We start from the raw sequence: 13920 nt of genomic DNA, 5'->3' as shown, positions 1-13920 counted from the left end.
TAAATTTATCACTATTTAGAGATGAAAAACATAGAAAAAGATACTTCTAATAGTTCATCATTTAGTTGGAAAACTTTTGTAATTCCAATAGTAACTTCTCTGTTGGTTGTTAGCTTTCAAAATATATTCGATTATTTTAAACGGGAAAATGATTATAGTTCGGAGATTTATAAAAGCAATATTGCTTTTCTGAATAAACTTAGATTTTTTACGGAGTATTATCACAAAACCTCAAAAACTTTTGTCAGGGTAGAGCATAGTTTAAGCACAGGAGATTCAACATTATTAATTTGTGAAGTTCCTATTTTTGTAGATGATTCTGTTTTATTCGAAAAAGTAAAAAAAGAGATCAGATACTTAGACGAAAATAGTAAATATATAGGAGGGGATATTTTGTACAATTTTGAGTTAATTAAAGCAATAATTGATGAAAATTTAATGCATTCTAATCAATTTAACGGCGATTTTAATAAACTTAATAAGTTAGATTGGTACGATAAAGACTATTACAATAAATGGGATAGTATACTGGTATTGACAAATAAATTGACTATTAAAGCATTAGAAAGATAACAGAATTATCTGTTTCCTATTTTTTCAATTAATCCTCTTAAATAAATAATCTCTTCTTTTTGTTGCTTGATTATTTGATCATAAAGTTCTTTCTCTTTATCAGAAATTCCCTGGTTAACTACATAGCCATTACCAGTCTGATTATGCATTACATTGAAAACTAGCTTTTCATTAAAGTTAATAATATCCTCTACTTTGATACCAAAGACTTCAGCAATCTTTTCTAACTTCTGATAGCTGATTTCTGTCTCATCCCTTTCTATTTTACCATATCCTGATTGAGACATCTCCAGTTTAGTTGCCATGTATTCCTGTGTGAAGTTCTTTAATTCTCTTATTTTCTTTAGTTTATCACCTACTAACATTGATCTTTATTTTAAAATGTTAAAGAAAGGCTCAAAGTAATAAATAAATCCTCACAGTTCTATTATCTGCAAAGGATTTTTAGGTGATGTATATACTTTTGTTTAAACATGTTTCGCTCATTTTTTTGTTAACATTTAATTTTTAAGCATGAAATACCAATTGATTATTAGCATAATTTTATGTTTTTCATTCTGCACAAGTTCTTTTGCTCAGGATAAGAAGATTGTGAATAGAATGGTAGTTCTAGGGTCTAAGTACAATGATGATAATAATTCTGACTACTATAGAGGTGGTAGTCATTTCTTAACATTATATATATATCAAGAAAACGTAGTGGTCTTTGCGAATGAGACTATTGTGTCTTCTGACACTCTTGCAAGCTATGGTCAAATTTTTGATTTCGAAGTGAAGAGAACAAAAGAACCGTTAAAATCGAATTACAGCTTTAAGTGGATGTATCGTAATACTTATGATGATATTAGGGGTACCGCTAGAGTGAGTTTGGATTTCATCTATAGTAAGAAGGGAATGTTATTTAAATGTATCATGGTTCTTGAAAATCTCGATAAGTATGAATATACTGGTTACGTTGAGGGTACTGCTGATATTTCAAGTTATTTTAAATAAGGTGTTTAATTGTACTTTAAATTTCAGCAAATATGTCAAAACGAAAAAAAATAATCATTCTACTGTTCATCGGTTTCATAGGAATGATGGTAATAGCATTATTGAAAAATCTTACAGAAGTCTCGGTTGTAGTGCCTAATTTACTCTTATTCATTCTGCTTAGTTTATTATGGAATATTTGGAAGTAGAGAAAATAAAATAGACTTATTAAGCTGATTATGGAGAATCTGAAAATAATTGAAACTGATCCATTAATATTATCTGCATTAAAGAAAATGGATTATTTAAATTCGGATCTTTTTAAAGCTAAAATAGCGTTAGTTGCTAGTGTAATGATAATTCCCTTTTTCTCACCTGCATGGCTGTTTTTTACTTTTGCTTATTATTCTAAGATCAAGTTCGATATCAATAAGCAGAAAAGAATTATTGAGAATAGGATTGTCGAAAAGAAGAGTTTTTATAATGTTATTAAACAAGACAATCAGAATCTTTAAGGCCTTTTCTGTAATTAACTAAAATCTAGTAAAATTAAAACTACTAGTTTTTAGTTAATTGCTTTAATCAGATTTTAGTAATTTCTTTCAAAGTACTTTTCAACAATGTTGCCGTAATATAGGGGTAAACGTTCTCGGGTAGAAATGTTTACATTCTCTATTTACACCCCACCTTGATTTTTTTTTAAACACGGGGATACGAAATACATCCCCCTCGAGGGTAGGTTAGTAAACCTATGCCCCCCTTGCCTTTAGGTCGCTGGTTACCCCTAGGTCTATAAAATATTAATCTTTAGAAGTGCGAACATATACTAATCATAGTTAATTTCATAAACTTTGTGTCGTTTAATTTTCTCACTTCTAAAGTTTAAATACTTATAGCTTAAGGTAGCTGGAACTCATTAATCAATTAAATATTTAAACTTTGTAAACAATGGTAACAGTAACAGGCTATCAGGAAAGAACTTCGAATGATGGTAAAATTTATTTTGCTCTAGAGCTTCAGTCAGATGAATTGGAATTTGTAGTATCTAAAAAGACCGGAAGGCATTATGCTACAGTCAGAAGGTGCTTTATGTCCTCTACATTCAATGAACATGTTTGTAAGGTGATGATTGGTAAAACCATTCAAGGTTCGGTCTCAAAAGTTGAATGTGAGGCTTATAGTTTTACTATTGAAGAAACTGGAGAGGAGATAACCAGGTATCACAGATATGAATATGCTCCCGTTGAAACACAGGATATGGAGCAAGTAATACAAGGGAGTAAGTCAGAAGTAGCTGTATAATTTTACTCAGTTGATTTTATTGTAAAGAGTGAGGCAACCTGCCTTGCTCTTTTTTGTGACCGCTAATCTAGTTTAAAACTTAAATTTTATTTATAATGAACTCAATTCTAATTAACAGTAGCAGGGTTAACACAGAGATGAAAGATTCGAATGGTCTTTCTTTTATTCAAGCAAATACTATTCCTATGTCCTACAGAGAATTAAGAGAGAATCACCTAATACCCGTTTTTGTCAAAGATAATGAACCTGTAATATCCCATATTGATTTTATTAATTCAACTATGGATATGGTACAGCAGTGTTATCACGGTGAAGTAATATTAAATCCATCTATAAGAGTGTCACATCCTATTAAAGGTAGAATCCCTGAAGCTAAAGATAAGCCGGCCAATGAGCTTCTGGATTTTGAGAAAACAATTTATTATGAAAGAATGGCTTTTATGATAGAGATACCTTCAATAAAGGAAACAATCGATGGTAATAACGTGTCACTAACAGTAGGTGGTGTAAAGAGTTATGCTTCAGATAACCTTCATAACAGGAAAGGTGTTGATGAACATTTTAAAATTTTTATAGGATTTCAGAATAAGGTATGTTGTAATCTATGTATTTGGTCTGATGGATATGTTGAAGATTTAAGAGTAAAAAATCTAGCTCAGTTAATGAATGGTGTTTATACAATGATTGTTAGTTTTAGCATTGATAATCAAATTAATTCGCTAAATAAGCTAAAAAGCTATTATTTAACTGATAATCAGTTTGCGAGTCTAATGGGAAGGACAAGGCTATACCACTATCTTTCATCAGGTCAAAAGAATAAGATCCCAGAATTGAGATTTGGAGATACACAGCTTGGTATGATAGCAAGAGACTATTATCACGATCAATCATTTTGCAGAGAGTCTGATGGTAGTATAAATCTATGGAAGGTGTATAATCTTTTCACGGGAGCTAATAAACAGTCATACATTGACACCTTCTTAAGCAGGGGAGTCAATGCATTCGAGTTCGTTGATAAGCTGGCGTACTCATTAGAGTCTAATGAATCAAATTGGTTTTTATCTTAATCATTTCATTCTATGAGCAGATATGAGCCACAAACTGTTATCGATCCTTTCTCTTTATTACTTATAAGTCACCGGGGTAAATTAAAGAGGGTATATTGCCCATTCAAGGTAAGATGTAGTACTCCATTTGGTGACCTTATAATGGATAAGGTTTATGTAGTTGAAATGGTTAAGAAGGATTTTGAGAGGTTGATCATTTATATCATTAGTGGAAGACCTTACCTTCATAATTATTTCGAAGTAGTTCTCTGAATTTTACTTTTTGTTGCCCACTTCTTTTGAGGTTATAAAATGAATGTGGTAATTTAACTTATTCAAATTTTGAATCTGGGATTATGTCAATAATAAAGGTAATCAAACTACTAGTTAAATTGAGGTATAGAGTTGATAATGATTTATTTATAAGCTCATGGTCTGAAAAATTTTCTATCTGACCATGTCTTACAGATCTATTAGCAATTGTAAACAAAGATTGATACAATTTGAGATAGTTATCAATAAAACCATCAAAATAACTAGGAATCAAATTGCTTTTTTTTAATTCTATAATTAATTCCCCATGGTTTGCCTTCTTTTTATTTAATAGTTTTTTTAGAAAACTTTCTAATGCATTTGAACAGAATAAAACAACCTGGTCGAATTGGTTTAAACTAAGACTTTCAATAGCTTTTAAATACTGACTATATGCACTTTCAAAATTACCGTTTCTTAATCCGTCCGCAGTTGAAATTAAAACAGAATTACCATAGTCAGATAGATTTATTAATTCGAATTTTGAATCGATGAAGATAAGATTTTGTTTTTCATTATTTAAGATACGGGTAATTTCTGTCGCTAATCTTTTTCTTTTGTTCTCATCACTTAAGGTGTCATTGAAAATTTCGACAGCATCAAAAAGATATTCTGGCTTACTTCCATAAATAATGAATTGTTCAAAATTATCTAGTAAAGGGTCTAGTTCACTTACATGATTAGAAGTGTCTTCAACACCATATATTTCTAATAAAAATTGATAGGAAAGGATTGAGTTAGATTCAATGTAATGAAAATTAGTTTCACTTGTTTTTTCCCAGGAGTCAGAAAATCTATTTATCAAATGATTGATTTTACGTCTTAATTCTGGGGTTACATTTAAGTTAATTTTATTTTTTTTCAGCCTTTCTTCCTGCCTTATTGAAAACGGGATTATCATAATGTATTTTAAGTTTAGAATAATGAATAGAGTTCGTACTAATTAAGGAAAGGAACTTGATGTTGTGCAAAATGTTGGGCATTTAAAAGTAAAAAGCACTTAACATTTCTGTTAAGTGCTTGGTTATCAAGTGACCGCGTTAGGATTCAAACCTAAAACCTTCTGATCCGTAGTCAGATGCTCTATTCAGTTGAGCTACGCAGCCATTTTCCCTGAATGGGAGTGCAAAGATAAGTTTTGATTTTGCAAATCCCAAAAACTTTTTTCAATTTTTTAAGGTGTCCAGCTTATCCGGATTGATATCTTTATAGTAAGCTTTGATTTTCAGGACGATAGCTAGACCCACAGATATTTCGGCTACGGCCACCAGCATCACAAAAATACTGAAAAGTTGTCCGCGTTCCGGTATCACGTCAAATTTACTGAAGGCCACAAAGTTAATATTGATCGCGTTGAGCATCAATTCCACGCCCATCAGCATCATGATCAGGTTTTTTTTGCTGACCACTACTGTAAACCCGATGCAAAGCAAACAGGCTGAAACTAAAAGATAAGGCGTCAGGTTATTCATTTCTGTTTGAATTTGAAAGATAAGTGGCCCCGATAAGGGCGGCCAGCAAAAGAACGGCTACAGCTTCGAGTATGAACACGTAATCAGTCATCAAAGCCAGTCCCAGGCTCTTTACATGGCTTATGTGCATGTCTTTGCCCGGTCTGATGTTAAAACTCAGCGAGGTGATAAAAAATAAAAGGATCATAAACAGGAACACACACAGGAGCATCGTGAAAATCTTGTTCTGGGATTCGACGTGCAAAGTACCCTTTTTGTCGTTGGAACTGCTTTTTTTATTGCTGAGTAAAATACCGAAGATGATCAGTACGAGTATCCCGCCGATGTAAATCATGATCTGGGATACGGCCACAAACTCGGCTCCGGCAAACACAAAAAGTCCTGAGACACCTAACAGAGACACCAGCAATCCGAATGCTGCATACAGCAGGTTGTCGGAGGCCAGTACATACAGGGCTCCGGCAATCGTCAGAAGGCAAAATAATCCGAATATGACTTGTGTAAAGGTTTCGATCATCAGGAATTATTTTTTAGGTTTCAGGGTAGGTCTGAAAGCGGCCTTTGGTTTTTCCGCTTCAGGTTGTTCTTCTTCTTTATTTTCTGTGGCGGGGGCTTCTTCAGCTGTTACCGCCGGTTTAAGTTTGGGTACAAATTTCGGGGCATCAGAAGTTTCCGGGGCTATTGTCTTTTCAACAGTCTCCGTTGTCTCAGGCTTGATTTTAGGGACAAATTTAGGAGCCGGGGCTGCTTCTGCCGTGTTTTCAACCGGTTCTGTTGCTTTCGGTTTTATTTTGGGCACGAACTTCGGAGCTGCTGAGATGGGTTGTTCATCGGTAACGGCGGCAGTTTCCGTGACAGGTTCTTTCGGTACTTCTACTTCGGCTACACCTGCCGAGGGTTTCAGTTTGGGCTGAAACTTCGGTGCAAATTTCGGAGCAACTTCAGGAGCTTTACTTTCCGGTGCCGGTGTATCCGTATTTTCTGAACTGGCCGCAGGCTTCAGTTTCGGCTGGAACTTCGGTACAAATTTTGGAGTTGTTTCTGTCGTTTCAGGTTCCGGGGTTATAGTTTCTGCTGCCGGTACGGAAGGTTTTATTTTCGGCTGAAACTTCGGTACAAACTTGGGAGCTGTTTCAGACGTTTCAGATTCCGGGGTTGCAGTTTCTGGAGCCGATTCAGCAGGTTTTATTTTCGGTTGGAACTTGGGTACAAACTTCGGAGCGGCTTCTGGGGTATCTTCCGCTGGGGCCTGCGAAACTTCCGGACTGGCTTTCGGCTTGAATTTCGGGGTGAATGCAGGTTTCGCTTCCTGGGCAGCAGGAACTTCTTCTGTTTCCGTTTTCGGTTCTGCCGGTTTCATGACCGGTTTAAATTTAGGAGCAAATCCGGCAGGTTTTTCGGCTTCTGCAGGGGCCGCAGCCGGTTTATTTTGTTTAGCCGCTTCTTTTTCGGCTACAAACTGATCATATAAATCCCTTTTCTCCTGGGCCTGCTCTTCCGTCAGGTTGGCAAAAGCAAAGTTCATCTGCGTAATGTCGATGACGCTGTAGTCGTATTCTGAGTTCATCGTCAGGCATTCTGTCGGGCAAACGGTGGTACAAAGACCGCAGAAGCAGCATTTGGCCATGTCAATGTCAAATTTGGCTGCATGTAATCTTACCGGCGAACCATCAGAAGCGTATCTGATCAGTTCAGGTGACTTGATGACTTCAATGTCGATACAATCTACCGGACAGATCTTGGCACATTTGTCGCAAACGATACAGTCGTCTATTTCACAATCGAGCTGATAGCGGCCATGGTCGGGTACAAGAAGGGTTTCATGAGGATACTGGAGCGTCACATGCCCGTCAGCCATCTTGAAATAATCAGGATGCTGGACATTGATAGGGCCTTTGGTTTTGCGGGCATCCCAGAGGTGTTTGAGCGTCAGGCTCATTCCCTTGGCTGTGGTTTTAATTCCTCTTCTTATGTTGGCAAAATACGACATACTGCAAATATACTTGGCTTTTGAGTTAAATCAATTAATTTTGCCTCAAGATCACGCTGAAGTTTTTTGGATTTAAAATACCCGGCGTTTTCTTTTATCTCGTCCAAAGGCTCTGTTTTCACAGGTAAATGACACGAATTAAGGTCAAAATAGTGAATTTAAGTACTTTAGCTTTTGGTCTAACACTGAAATTAAAGGATAAAAACCTTTCTGTATCATGAAAAAAACTGCTTCTGTAGCCCTCGATCCGGCGATTGCCCTGGACGATGAAAAACTCAGGGAATTTATTGCCGCCCAATACAAAATCCCGGCTGCATCTCAATGGGAGATCCGTAAACTGAGACAGTCCGTTGACGCCCGCAAAAAGAATGTCATCATCAATCTTGACCTGGAGATTTATATAGATGAAACGCCCGAACCGATCCAGGGGACGATCAGGGATTATCCGGATGTTTCAAAAAGCAAGCACCAGGTGGTGATTGCGGGGGCTGGTCCGGCAGGTTTGTTTGCCGCTTTACGATTGATAGAATTAGGTGTAAAACCCATTATACTGGAAAGAGGGAAAGACGTCCAGTCGAGAAGAAGAGACCTGGCGGCCATCAATAAAGACCACGTGGTGAACCCTGAATCCAATTATTGTTTCGGGGAAGGTGGGGCAGGGACTTATTCCGACGGGAAATTGTATACCCGCTCCAAGAAAAGGGGCGACATCCGCCGTGTACTGGAGATTCTCGTGGCTCACGGGTCGTCGGAACAAATCCTGGTAGACGCACATCCGCACATCGGCACTAACAAGCTTCCGGTAGTGGTGGCCAACCTGCGTAACCAGGTATTGAAATCAGGTGGAGAAGTGCATTTTGATACGAAAATCGTCGATTTTGTGATTCAGAATGGTGAAATGAAAGGTGTTATTACGGCCAATGGAAAAGAGTTCAGCGGCCTGGGGGTTATATTGGCTACGGGCCATTCTGCCCGTGATATATTTGAATTGCTGCATCAGAAGGCTATTTACCTGGAACCCAAGCCTTTTGCCATGGGTGTCAGGATTGAACACTCACAGGGTTTTGTAGATCAGTGTCAATACCACAGACCCGACCGTGGCTTGCTGCCTGCAGCTTCCTACAGCCTGGTGGCACAGACTCATTTCAAGGGAGTGCAAAGGGGGGTATTCAGCTTCTGCATGTGTCCGGGAGGCTTTATTGTGCCGTCCTCCACTGCTCCGGGAGAGCTGGTGGTCAATGGCATGTCACCTTCCAGGAGGGATTCTATTTATGCCAACTCAGGTGTGGTGGTGGCGATGAACGAGGTAGACTGGAAAGGCTACGAAAAATATGGGGCTCTGGCTGCCCTCGAGTTTCAGAAAGAGGTAGAGCAGAAAGCCTGGCGACTGATGTACGATCAGAAAAAAACAATAACAGATCAGGGTACAGACCTTCAGTATATGCCTGCTCAAAGGATAGGCGACTTTATCAAAGGCAAAATTTCTCCTCAGCTCAACGAGACTTCATATCAGCCCGGGCTGATCTCTATGGACATGATGGAAGTGCTTCCGTCCAATATCGGAATGCCCCTGAAAGATGGGATCATTGAGTTCGGTAAGAAAATGCAGGGCTATGCTTCCAACAACGGTCAGCTGATCGGTATTGAAAGCAGGACCTCATCACCGGTCAGGATTCCGAGAGATAAAGAGAACCTTGAGCATGTATCCACCAAGAGGCTTTATCCTTGCGGAGAAGGGGCCGGATATGCGGGAGGGATTGTGTCTGCTGCCATGGACGGAGAAAGGTGTGCCGAGGCCCTGGTGACAAAATATGTGTGATTTTAGCGGAATGCTATCTTAATGTTAAATTTTTTTCGGAAAATTTATTATATTGTGAGGCAAGACCTAAAACCATCAAATCCAGTGGATTTTAACCCGTTCATCTCAAAACTCAAGCAAAATCTGAAAGGACCTTTGCCCGGAAGGGACGCTCATCTCAAACTGATGAATGAAAACAGGTTCAGGTCAAAAATCCAGCCGAATGATTTTACCAGGAAAAGTGCTGTTTTAATCGTTTTTTACCCTTACCAGTCCGGTGTTTTTCTGCCGCTTATACTCAGACCTCCTTATGACGGCACACACGGTGGCCAGATGGCTTTTCCGGGTGGCAGAATGGAAGAAGAGGATGAGTCGCTTCACCGCACAGCCCTGAGGGAAGCACAGGAAGAAATAGGTATCAAGGCCATTGATGTGACGGTACTGGGAACGCTGACCCAGATATTTATCCCGCAAAGCAATTTCTGGGTTTTGCCCGTAGTCGGATACCTGGACTACCGCCCCGATTTTTTTCCTGATCCCCGTGAGGTTCAATCCATTGTTGAAGTGGACATCGATGATTTATTGACAGACAGCCATATCCAGACCCGCGAAATGAACATCCGTGGAATGAAATTTGATACACCCGGCTACGCCGTCAACGACCAATGGATATGGGGAGCTACGGCCATCATTACTTCCGAGCTGGTCGAATTGTTCAGGAAATAATCTGCTTAATCTTCTTTCTTCTCAAAAAAATGGTGGCTGAAATAAGAAACCGGTAAGCCGATACAAACAATCAGGATGGACATGTTGAGCAAGGCTCCGTGCAGGGTAAGTCCTGAGCGGCTGACATTGGTCAGCGGCAGCACCCCCAGGTTCATGATTACCCACACCAGTATACCAATGACGAATCCGCTCAGGATCCAGTTGGTTTTGACAGACGGCAGCAAAGGGTAAATGTAGAACCAGGAAGCCGTGAAGGCCAATGCAATAAGATAATGAAAGATAAGCCCTGCTATGATCATTTCAGGACCGCCCGCAAAAGCCTCAGGGCCAAAAACACCGCTGGCAATAAACTTAAGGGTTCCGGCGTAATTCATCTTGCCCAGGATAATGATAGCGGCCAGGATATCGAGGGTGCCGGCAATCAGCCCCGCTTTAAAAATGGGTTTTAAGAAGTTCATAATGAGTAGGTTGTTTTAACGAAATTACTAAATTCCGATCAGATAATACCAGTCATTACACGAAAAAATGAAAGGGGTAATTGAGGTCGGTTACTTCACAAAATCATAGAGAAGAGCCGAAACATCCGCCAGCATCGCCACACCCTTATCCTTGTCTTTCAGATTTTTAGAAAGCAATACCAGTACATATTTGCGGCCGTCGGGCAGGAAAACAATGCCGGAGTCGTGCTGCACGCCCGTGATGGAGCCGGTTTTATGGGCTACTTTTACGCCTGCCGGAAGTCTGGCCGGGATGATCTCATTAAATTTCTGGTCTGAAAGGACCTTGATCATTTCTTCTGAAGAGCGTTTGCTGACCGCTTTTTTGAGAGCAATCTGTTCAAAGATCAGCATCAGGTCATAAGCCGTGGTGGTGTTATTCATTTTAAGCTGAAAAGCTTTGTCATCTTCCACACCTCTCAGTACCTGAATGTCTTTTGCTCCCATCTTACGCATCGTTTCATTGGCTTTTCTGGCATCCACCAGGTCGATAAGGATGTTGGTGGCCAGGTTACTGCTGACAATGATCATCTGGTAGGTAAGGTCGTAGATGGTCATTTTCTGACCTATTTTCTTATAAAGTCCGTCGGCACTGTCGTCGGAAATGTCCAGGCTGAATGGACTGCCGTCCACAATGCTTTTAAATTCGTTTTTGACAACGATCGAATCGGTCAGTTTGAATTTCCCTTCTCCGGCCTGTTTGTAAACTTCTATCATGACCGGCGTTTTCATCGTACTGGCGGCATGAAAGGTCTCTTTCTCACGGATCAGCAGGGTGGCCCCGGTCTGCAGGTCTTTAAAAGCCAGTCCGAAATCACCTTCCACACTTTTAAACCGGCTTTCTATCTCTTTCCTGAGTTGTTCCATGGTTGTTTTCTGAGCAAAAACCGACATTTGAATAAAGCAAAACAGACAAAGGAATGAAGTTTTCATGAGCCGGGATAATTAAGGGTCATCGGTAAAACTTTTTCAGGTGCAACACCGGAATAATGCAAAAACTGACGAAAATGGAGATCAGGTTTTTAGTGACATCAAAAGCCATAAGTTCTAAAGGAAAAACGGTTCCCGTAAGGGGGACACACTTAAATCCGATATATACCAGGGCAATGATCTGAAAGAAAAACAGCAACTGCGAAGCCCTTAAGCTAAAATAAGAACAAATAAAGATCACCCCACCCAGGCCTGGTAACAACAGGAACTGGAAGAAAGCGGCCTGTGAAACCTCGCTGTCATTTAAAGGCACACTCTTATAAAAGAACCAGTAGGTGTAAGCGATCAATATGAACTGAATACCGGTCCATTTAAGAAAAACAATCAGTTTGGCTTGGTTGATGCCTTTGTTTTCAGCCCTGAAATTCTGCATAACGTTGGGTTTCGGAGCCACGAGCAACAAGAAAAGAGCGATATTGTCCAGGATCGGTAAAAGGGCGAGGGCATATACTGCAAGAGGAAATGTTTTTCCGGGCACAAGTTGCTCACTCAGGAATTTACGGAAATAAACCACACAGAAGATCAGCAGAAAAACACTGCCGGAAAGGTAAATAGCCTGGGCAATTTTATTCTGCAGCAAGGGGAGGTTATTGACTCCTAAAACAATGATCGTAATGGAAGCGATCAGGTAATAGATAATGGTTTTGAAAGCTATAAAACCCGCAAATGCAAATGGCTTTGAATAGGCGTTCTTGATGTTGAAACTGCTCTTGAAAATATTTTTGGGAAGACCTCCGCGGATAAGTCTGTACAATTCAAAAAACAGGATAAACTGAACAAAGAAAAGAAAAGTGCGGGCCACTACAGCCAGTAAATCAAAACTGAAGCCGAAAGGATAGCCTGAAGAAATCTCATTCAGGTTCAGTTTTAGGGTCAGCCAGTCTATTTTCGGAATATTGCTGATGGCCAGTAAACTGAAATTGGAAATGAACTGGTGTCCCAGGTCTATGTTCGCCATCGGAATAATGGCCGTGAATAACAAGGCAAGAGAAATGACAGGCTTTTTGAGGTTTAATGCCCCGAAAAGATAAAACGGAATGGCAAAAGCCAGGCTTTTTATAATGAGATTGTCATTGTCGAGTTTTAGCAATACGCCCGGATAGAATCCCAGCCCGCCGGTAAGTATCACCGAGACAAAGAGGCTGATAAAGGCACTTTTGAAATCTTTCAGGATTTTGCCGACAGCGGTCCAGAATAAACCGTTGATAAGCAATGTTTTGACCAGGTTGAAGAAACCGGCATTCATCGGGGTCATGTCCGGAACATCCAGCTTGATATAAAGAAACGATGAAATGGCATTAACGAATAAGAAAAGTAGTGTTGAAATAATAATCCAATGGGATTTGCTTAAATAGAAATTGGAATTTTCTGAATTCATAGCAACTTAAAATAGATGGTAAGTGAATGGTTGTTCCTCCGTGTGAAAAAAATGACTCCTCCGCAAACTTACTATTTTTATGCCGTTTTATGAAAAATATCCGGTTTTCAATCCGCCCTTTTTTTAAAGAGTGGATTTGCCAGGCATCGGGAAATAGTTAAAGTCCTGATTATAAATTACTGTTTGAAAAGCTTATAGTCGAGGGAGAATTTTCCGGGTCCTGTCAGGAATAAACTGACGTAAGGGATCAGGAAGCTGATGCCGTGTTCTTTATCCGCAAAAGGGTCATTGCCATGGACAATAAAAATCACGACAATCATGGTAAAGATCAGGAATATCAGGGCAGGTTTGGTAAATAAGCCCAACAGAAGCAGGACCGAGCAGAAGAATTCTGCAAAAGCGGTCATGACCAGCGAAAGGCCCTCGCCCATGCCAATGGGATCTGCAAAAGAAAAATCACCGTTAAGGATTTTCTCGAATTTGGGATAACCGTGCGTGATCATCAGAACCGATGTGCCGACGCGTAATACAAGAGCAGCAAGATCCGGAGAAACCGGGAAGATTTTATTATATTTTTTAAGCATGTAAGATCAGTCTTTTACTTCTTCATAATCAACGTATTGTCCACCTTTAGGATGTTGATTCTTGGCGTTGTCAGGAATATAATCTACTTTGATTTCACCTTCTTTGCGGGTGGTTTGTTTTTCATAGCGTTTTTGCTCTTTCACCATCTGTCTTCCAACGATCAACCAGAACAAGAACCTCCTTACCTGCGGCACGAAGATCAGGACAAGAAGAAAAATAAAAATATATTTGAACATCTGAATTGTTTTTTTGAGGATAACAAAAAAGTCAGCCCGTTTG

Annotated in this window: 16 protein-coding genes and 1 tRNA gene; 6 read left to right on the top strand and 11 right to left on the bottom strand. The window is 39.5% G+C overall.

All coding sequences use genetic code 11. The features are described from left to right. The first annotated feature begins 21 nt into the window (after window positions 1–21). Window positions 22–573 (top strand): hypothetical protein, encoded by a 552-nt coding sequence (locus tag GVN16_RS03325; RefSeq protein ID WP_166562405.1) that lies wholly within the window; start codon window positions 22–24, stop codon window positions 571–573. 5 nt (window positions 574–578) lie between these two features. On the opposite strand, the gene GVN16_RS03320 is transcribed toward GVN16_RS03325, so the two are convergent. Beyond that, complete coding sequence (locus GVN16_RS03320; RefSeq protein WP_166562404.1) at window positions 579–938, bottom strand: helix-turn-helix domain-containing protein; 360 nt, start codon at window positions 936–938, stop codon at window positions 579–581. Window positions 939–1086: 148 nt separating this feature from the next. Here GVN16_RS03320 and GVN16_RS03315 point away from each other — a divergent pair, with 148 nt between their 5' ends. From GVN16_RS03315 to GVN16_RS03305, 3 genes are all read left to right on the top strand, one after another. Next, entirely contained in the window at window positions 1087–1566 is a 480-nt protein-coding gene (locus tag GVN16_RS03315; RefSeq protein ID WP_166562403.1) for a hypothetical protein, read from the top strand. A gap of 927 nt (window positions 1567–2493) precedes the next feature. Further along, window positions 2494–2847 (top strand): hypothetical protein, encoded by a 354-nt coding sequence (locus GVN16_RS03310; protein ID WP_166562402.1) that lies wholly within the window; start codon window positions 2494–2496, stop codon window positions 2845–2847. A gap of 95 nt (window positions 2848–2942) precedes the next feature. Next, window positions 2943–3914, top strand: a complete 972-nt coding sequence (locus GVN16_RS03305; protein WP_166562401.1) for a DUF3871 family protein — start codon at window positions 2943–2945, stop codon at window positions 3912–3914. A 310-nt stretch (window positions 3915–4224) separates the two neighbouring features. Here GVN16_RS03305 and GVN16_RS03300 read toward each other — a convergent pair whose 3' ends face one another. The 5 genes from GVN16_RS03300 to GVN16_RS03280 all read right to left on the bottom strand — a co-directional run bounded on the left by GVN16_RS03300 (window position 4225) and on the right by GVN16_RS03280 (window position 7616). Beyond that, entirely contained in the window at window positions 4225–5106 is an 882-nt protein-coding gene (locus GVN16_RS03300; protein WP_166562400.1) for a hypothetical protein, read from the bottom strand. A gap of 131 nt (window positions 5107–5237) precedes the next feature. Beyond that, window positions 5238–5311 (bottom strand) — tRNA-Arg (locus GVN16_RS03295). A gap of 60 nt (window positions 5312–5371) precedes the next feature. Further along, a complete protein-coding gene (gene nuoK, locus GVN16_RS03290) occupies window positions 5372–5677 on the bottom strand; it encodes an NADH-quinone oxidoreductase subunit NuoK (RefSeq protein ID WP_166562399.1) in 306 nt (101 codons plus the stop codon). After that, window positions 5670–6194 carry an NADH-quinone oxidoreductase subunit J gene (locus GVN16_RS03285; protein WP_166562398.1) on the bottom strand — a complete coding sequence of 175 codons (525 nt, stop codon included), beginning with the start codon at window positions 6192–6194 and terminating at the stop codon, window positions 5670–5672. Before GVN16_RS03285 ends, nuoK begins: the two co-directional genes overlap by 8 nt. A 6-nt stretch (window positions 6195–6200) precedes the next feature. Next, window positions 6201–7616 (bottom strand): 4Fe-4S binding protein, encoded by a 1416-nt coding sequence (locus tag GVN16_RS03280; protein ID WP_205748769.1) that lies wholly within the window; start codon window positions 7614–7616, stop codon window positions 6201–6203. A gap of 268 nt (window positions 7617–7884) precedes the next feature. Between GVN16_RS03280 and GVN16_RS03275 the strand changes: the two genes are divergently transcribed. Together GVN16_RS03275 and GVN16_RS03270 are read left to right on the top strand one after the other, a co-directional pair. Beyond that, window positions 7885–9486: an NAD(P)/FAD-dependent oxidoreductase gene (locus GVN16_RS03275; RefSeq protein ID WP_166562396.1), complete on the top strand. Its 1602-nt coding sequence runs from the start codon at window positions 7885–7887 to the stop codon at window positions 9484–9486. An 84-nt stretch (window positions 9487–9570) separates the two neighbouring features. Beyond that, window positions 9571–10191, top strand: a complete 621-nt coding sequence (locus GVN16_RS03270) for a CoA pyrophosphatase (protein WP_310587410.1) — start codon at window positions 9571–9573, stop codon at window positions 10189–10191. 5 nt (window positions 10192–10196) lie between these two features. Here the strand turns inward: GVN16_RS03270 and GVN16_RS03265 are convergent, their stop codons facing one another. The 5 genes from GVN16_RS03265 to GVN16_RS03245 form a co-directional block, all read right to left on the bottom strand. Further along, on the bottom strand, window positions 10197–10649 hold the full coding sequence (locus GVN16_RS03265) for a DUF1440 domain-containing protein (RefSeq protein WP_166562394.1): 453 nt from the start codon (window positions 10647–10649) through the stop codon (window positions 10197–10199). A 90-nt stretch (window positions 10650–10739) separates the two neighbouring features. Then, a complete protein-coding gene (locus GVN16_RS03260; protein WP_166562393.1) occupies window positions 10740–11621 on the bottom strand; it encodes a serine hydrolase in 882 nt (293 codons plus the stop codon). A 19-nt stretch (window positions 11622–11640) separates the two neighbouring features. After that, window positions 11641–13056, bottom strand: a complete 1416-nt coding sequence (locus GVN16_RS03255) for a hypothetical protein (RefSeq protein ID WP_166562392.1) — start codon at window positions 13054–13056, stop codon at window positions 11641–11643. A 176-nt stretch (window positions 13057–13232) separates the two neighbouring features. Further along, window positions 13233–13640 carry a DoxX family protein gene (locus GVN16_RS03250; protein WP_166562391.1) on the bottom strand — a complete coding sequence of 136 codons (408 nt, stop codon included), beginning with the start codon at window positions 13638–13640 and terminating at the stop codon, window positions 13233–13235. Between the two features lie 6 nt (window positions 13641–13646). After that, window positions 13647–13877 (bottom strand): DUF4834 family protein, encoded by a 231-nt coding sequence (locus tag GVN16_RS03245; protein WP_166562390.1) that lies wholly within the window; start codon window positions 13875–13877, stop codon window positions 13647–13649. Window positions 13878–13920: the final 43 nt, after the last annotated feature.

Origin of the sequence: Emticicia sp. CRIBPO (genome assembly GCF_009905725.1) — a bacterium.
In the GTDB taxonomy this organism is placed as follows: Bacteria; Bacteroidota; Bacteroidia; order Cytophagales; family Spirosomataceae; genus Leadbetterella.
Note: the sequence above shows the minus strand (reverse complement) of the source record. Positions and strands in the feature narration are given on the sequence as shown.

Bases quoted from the DNA above. Each gene is read 5' to 3' on its own strand.
- GVN16_RS03325 (WP_166562405.1), top strand. From the start codon at position 22: ATGAAAAACATAGAAAAAGATACTTCTAATAGTTCATCATTTAGTTGG.
- GVN16_RS03320 (WP_166562404.1), bottom strand. From the start codon at position 938: ATGTTAGTAGGTGATAAACTAAAGAAAATAAGAGAATTAAAGAACTTC.
- GVN16_RS03315 (WP_166562403.1), top strand. From the start codon at position 1,087: ATGAAATACCAATTGATTATTAGCATAATTTTATGTTTTTCATTCTGC.
- GVN16_RS03310 (WP_166562402.1), top strand. From the start codon at position 2,494: ATGGTAACAGTAACAGGCTATCAGGAAAGAACTTCGAATGATGGTAAA.
- GVN16_RS03305 (WP_166562401.1), top strand. From the start codon at position 2,943: ATGAACTCAATTCTAATTAACAGTAGCAGGGTTAACACAGAGATGAAA.
- GVN16_RS03300 (WP_166562400.1), bottom strand. From the start codon at position 5,106: ATGATAATCCCGTTTTCAATAAGGCAGGAAGAAAGGCTGAAAAAAAAT.
- nuoK (WP_166562399.1), bottom strand. From the start codon at position 5,677: ATGAATAACCTGACGCCTTATCTTTTAGTTTCAGCCTGTTTGCTTTGC.
- GVN16_RS03285 (WP_166562398.1), bottom strand. From the start codon at position 6,194: ATGATCGAAACCTTTACACAAGTCATATTCGGATTATTTTGCCTTCTG.
- GVN16_RS03280 (WP_205748769.1), bottom strand. From the start codon at position 7,616: ATGAGCCTGACGCTCAAACACCTCTGGGATGCCCGCAAAACCAAAGGC.
- GVN16_RS03275 (WP_166562396.1), top strand. From the start codon at position 7,885: ATGAAAAAAACTGCTTCTGTAGCCCTCGATCCGGCGATTGCCCTGGAC.
- GVN16_RS03265 (WP_166562394.1), bottom strand. From the start codon at position 10,649: ATGAACTTCTTAAAACCCATTTTTAAAGCGGGGCTGATTGCCGGCACC.
- GVN16_RS03260 (WP_166562393.1), bottom strand. From the start codon at position 11,621: ATGAAAACTTCATTCCTTTGTCTGTTTTGCTTTATTCAAATGTCGGTT.
- GVN16_RS03255 (WP_166562392.1), bottom strand. From the start codon at position 13,056: ATGAATTCAGAAAATTCCAATTTCTATTTAAGCAAATCCCATTGGATT.
- GVN16_RS03250 (WP_166562391.1), bottom strand. From the start codon at position 13,640: ATGCTTAAAAAATATAATAAAATCTTCCCGGTTTCTCCGGATCTTGCT.
- GVN16_RS03245 (WP_166562390.1), bottom strand. From the start codon at position 13,877: ATGTTCAAATATATTTTTATTTTTCTTCTTGTCCTGATCTTCGTGCCG.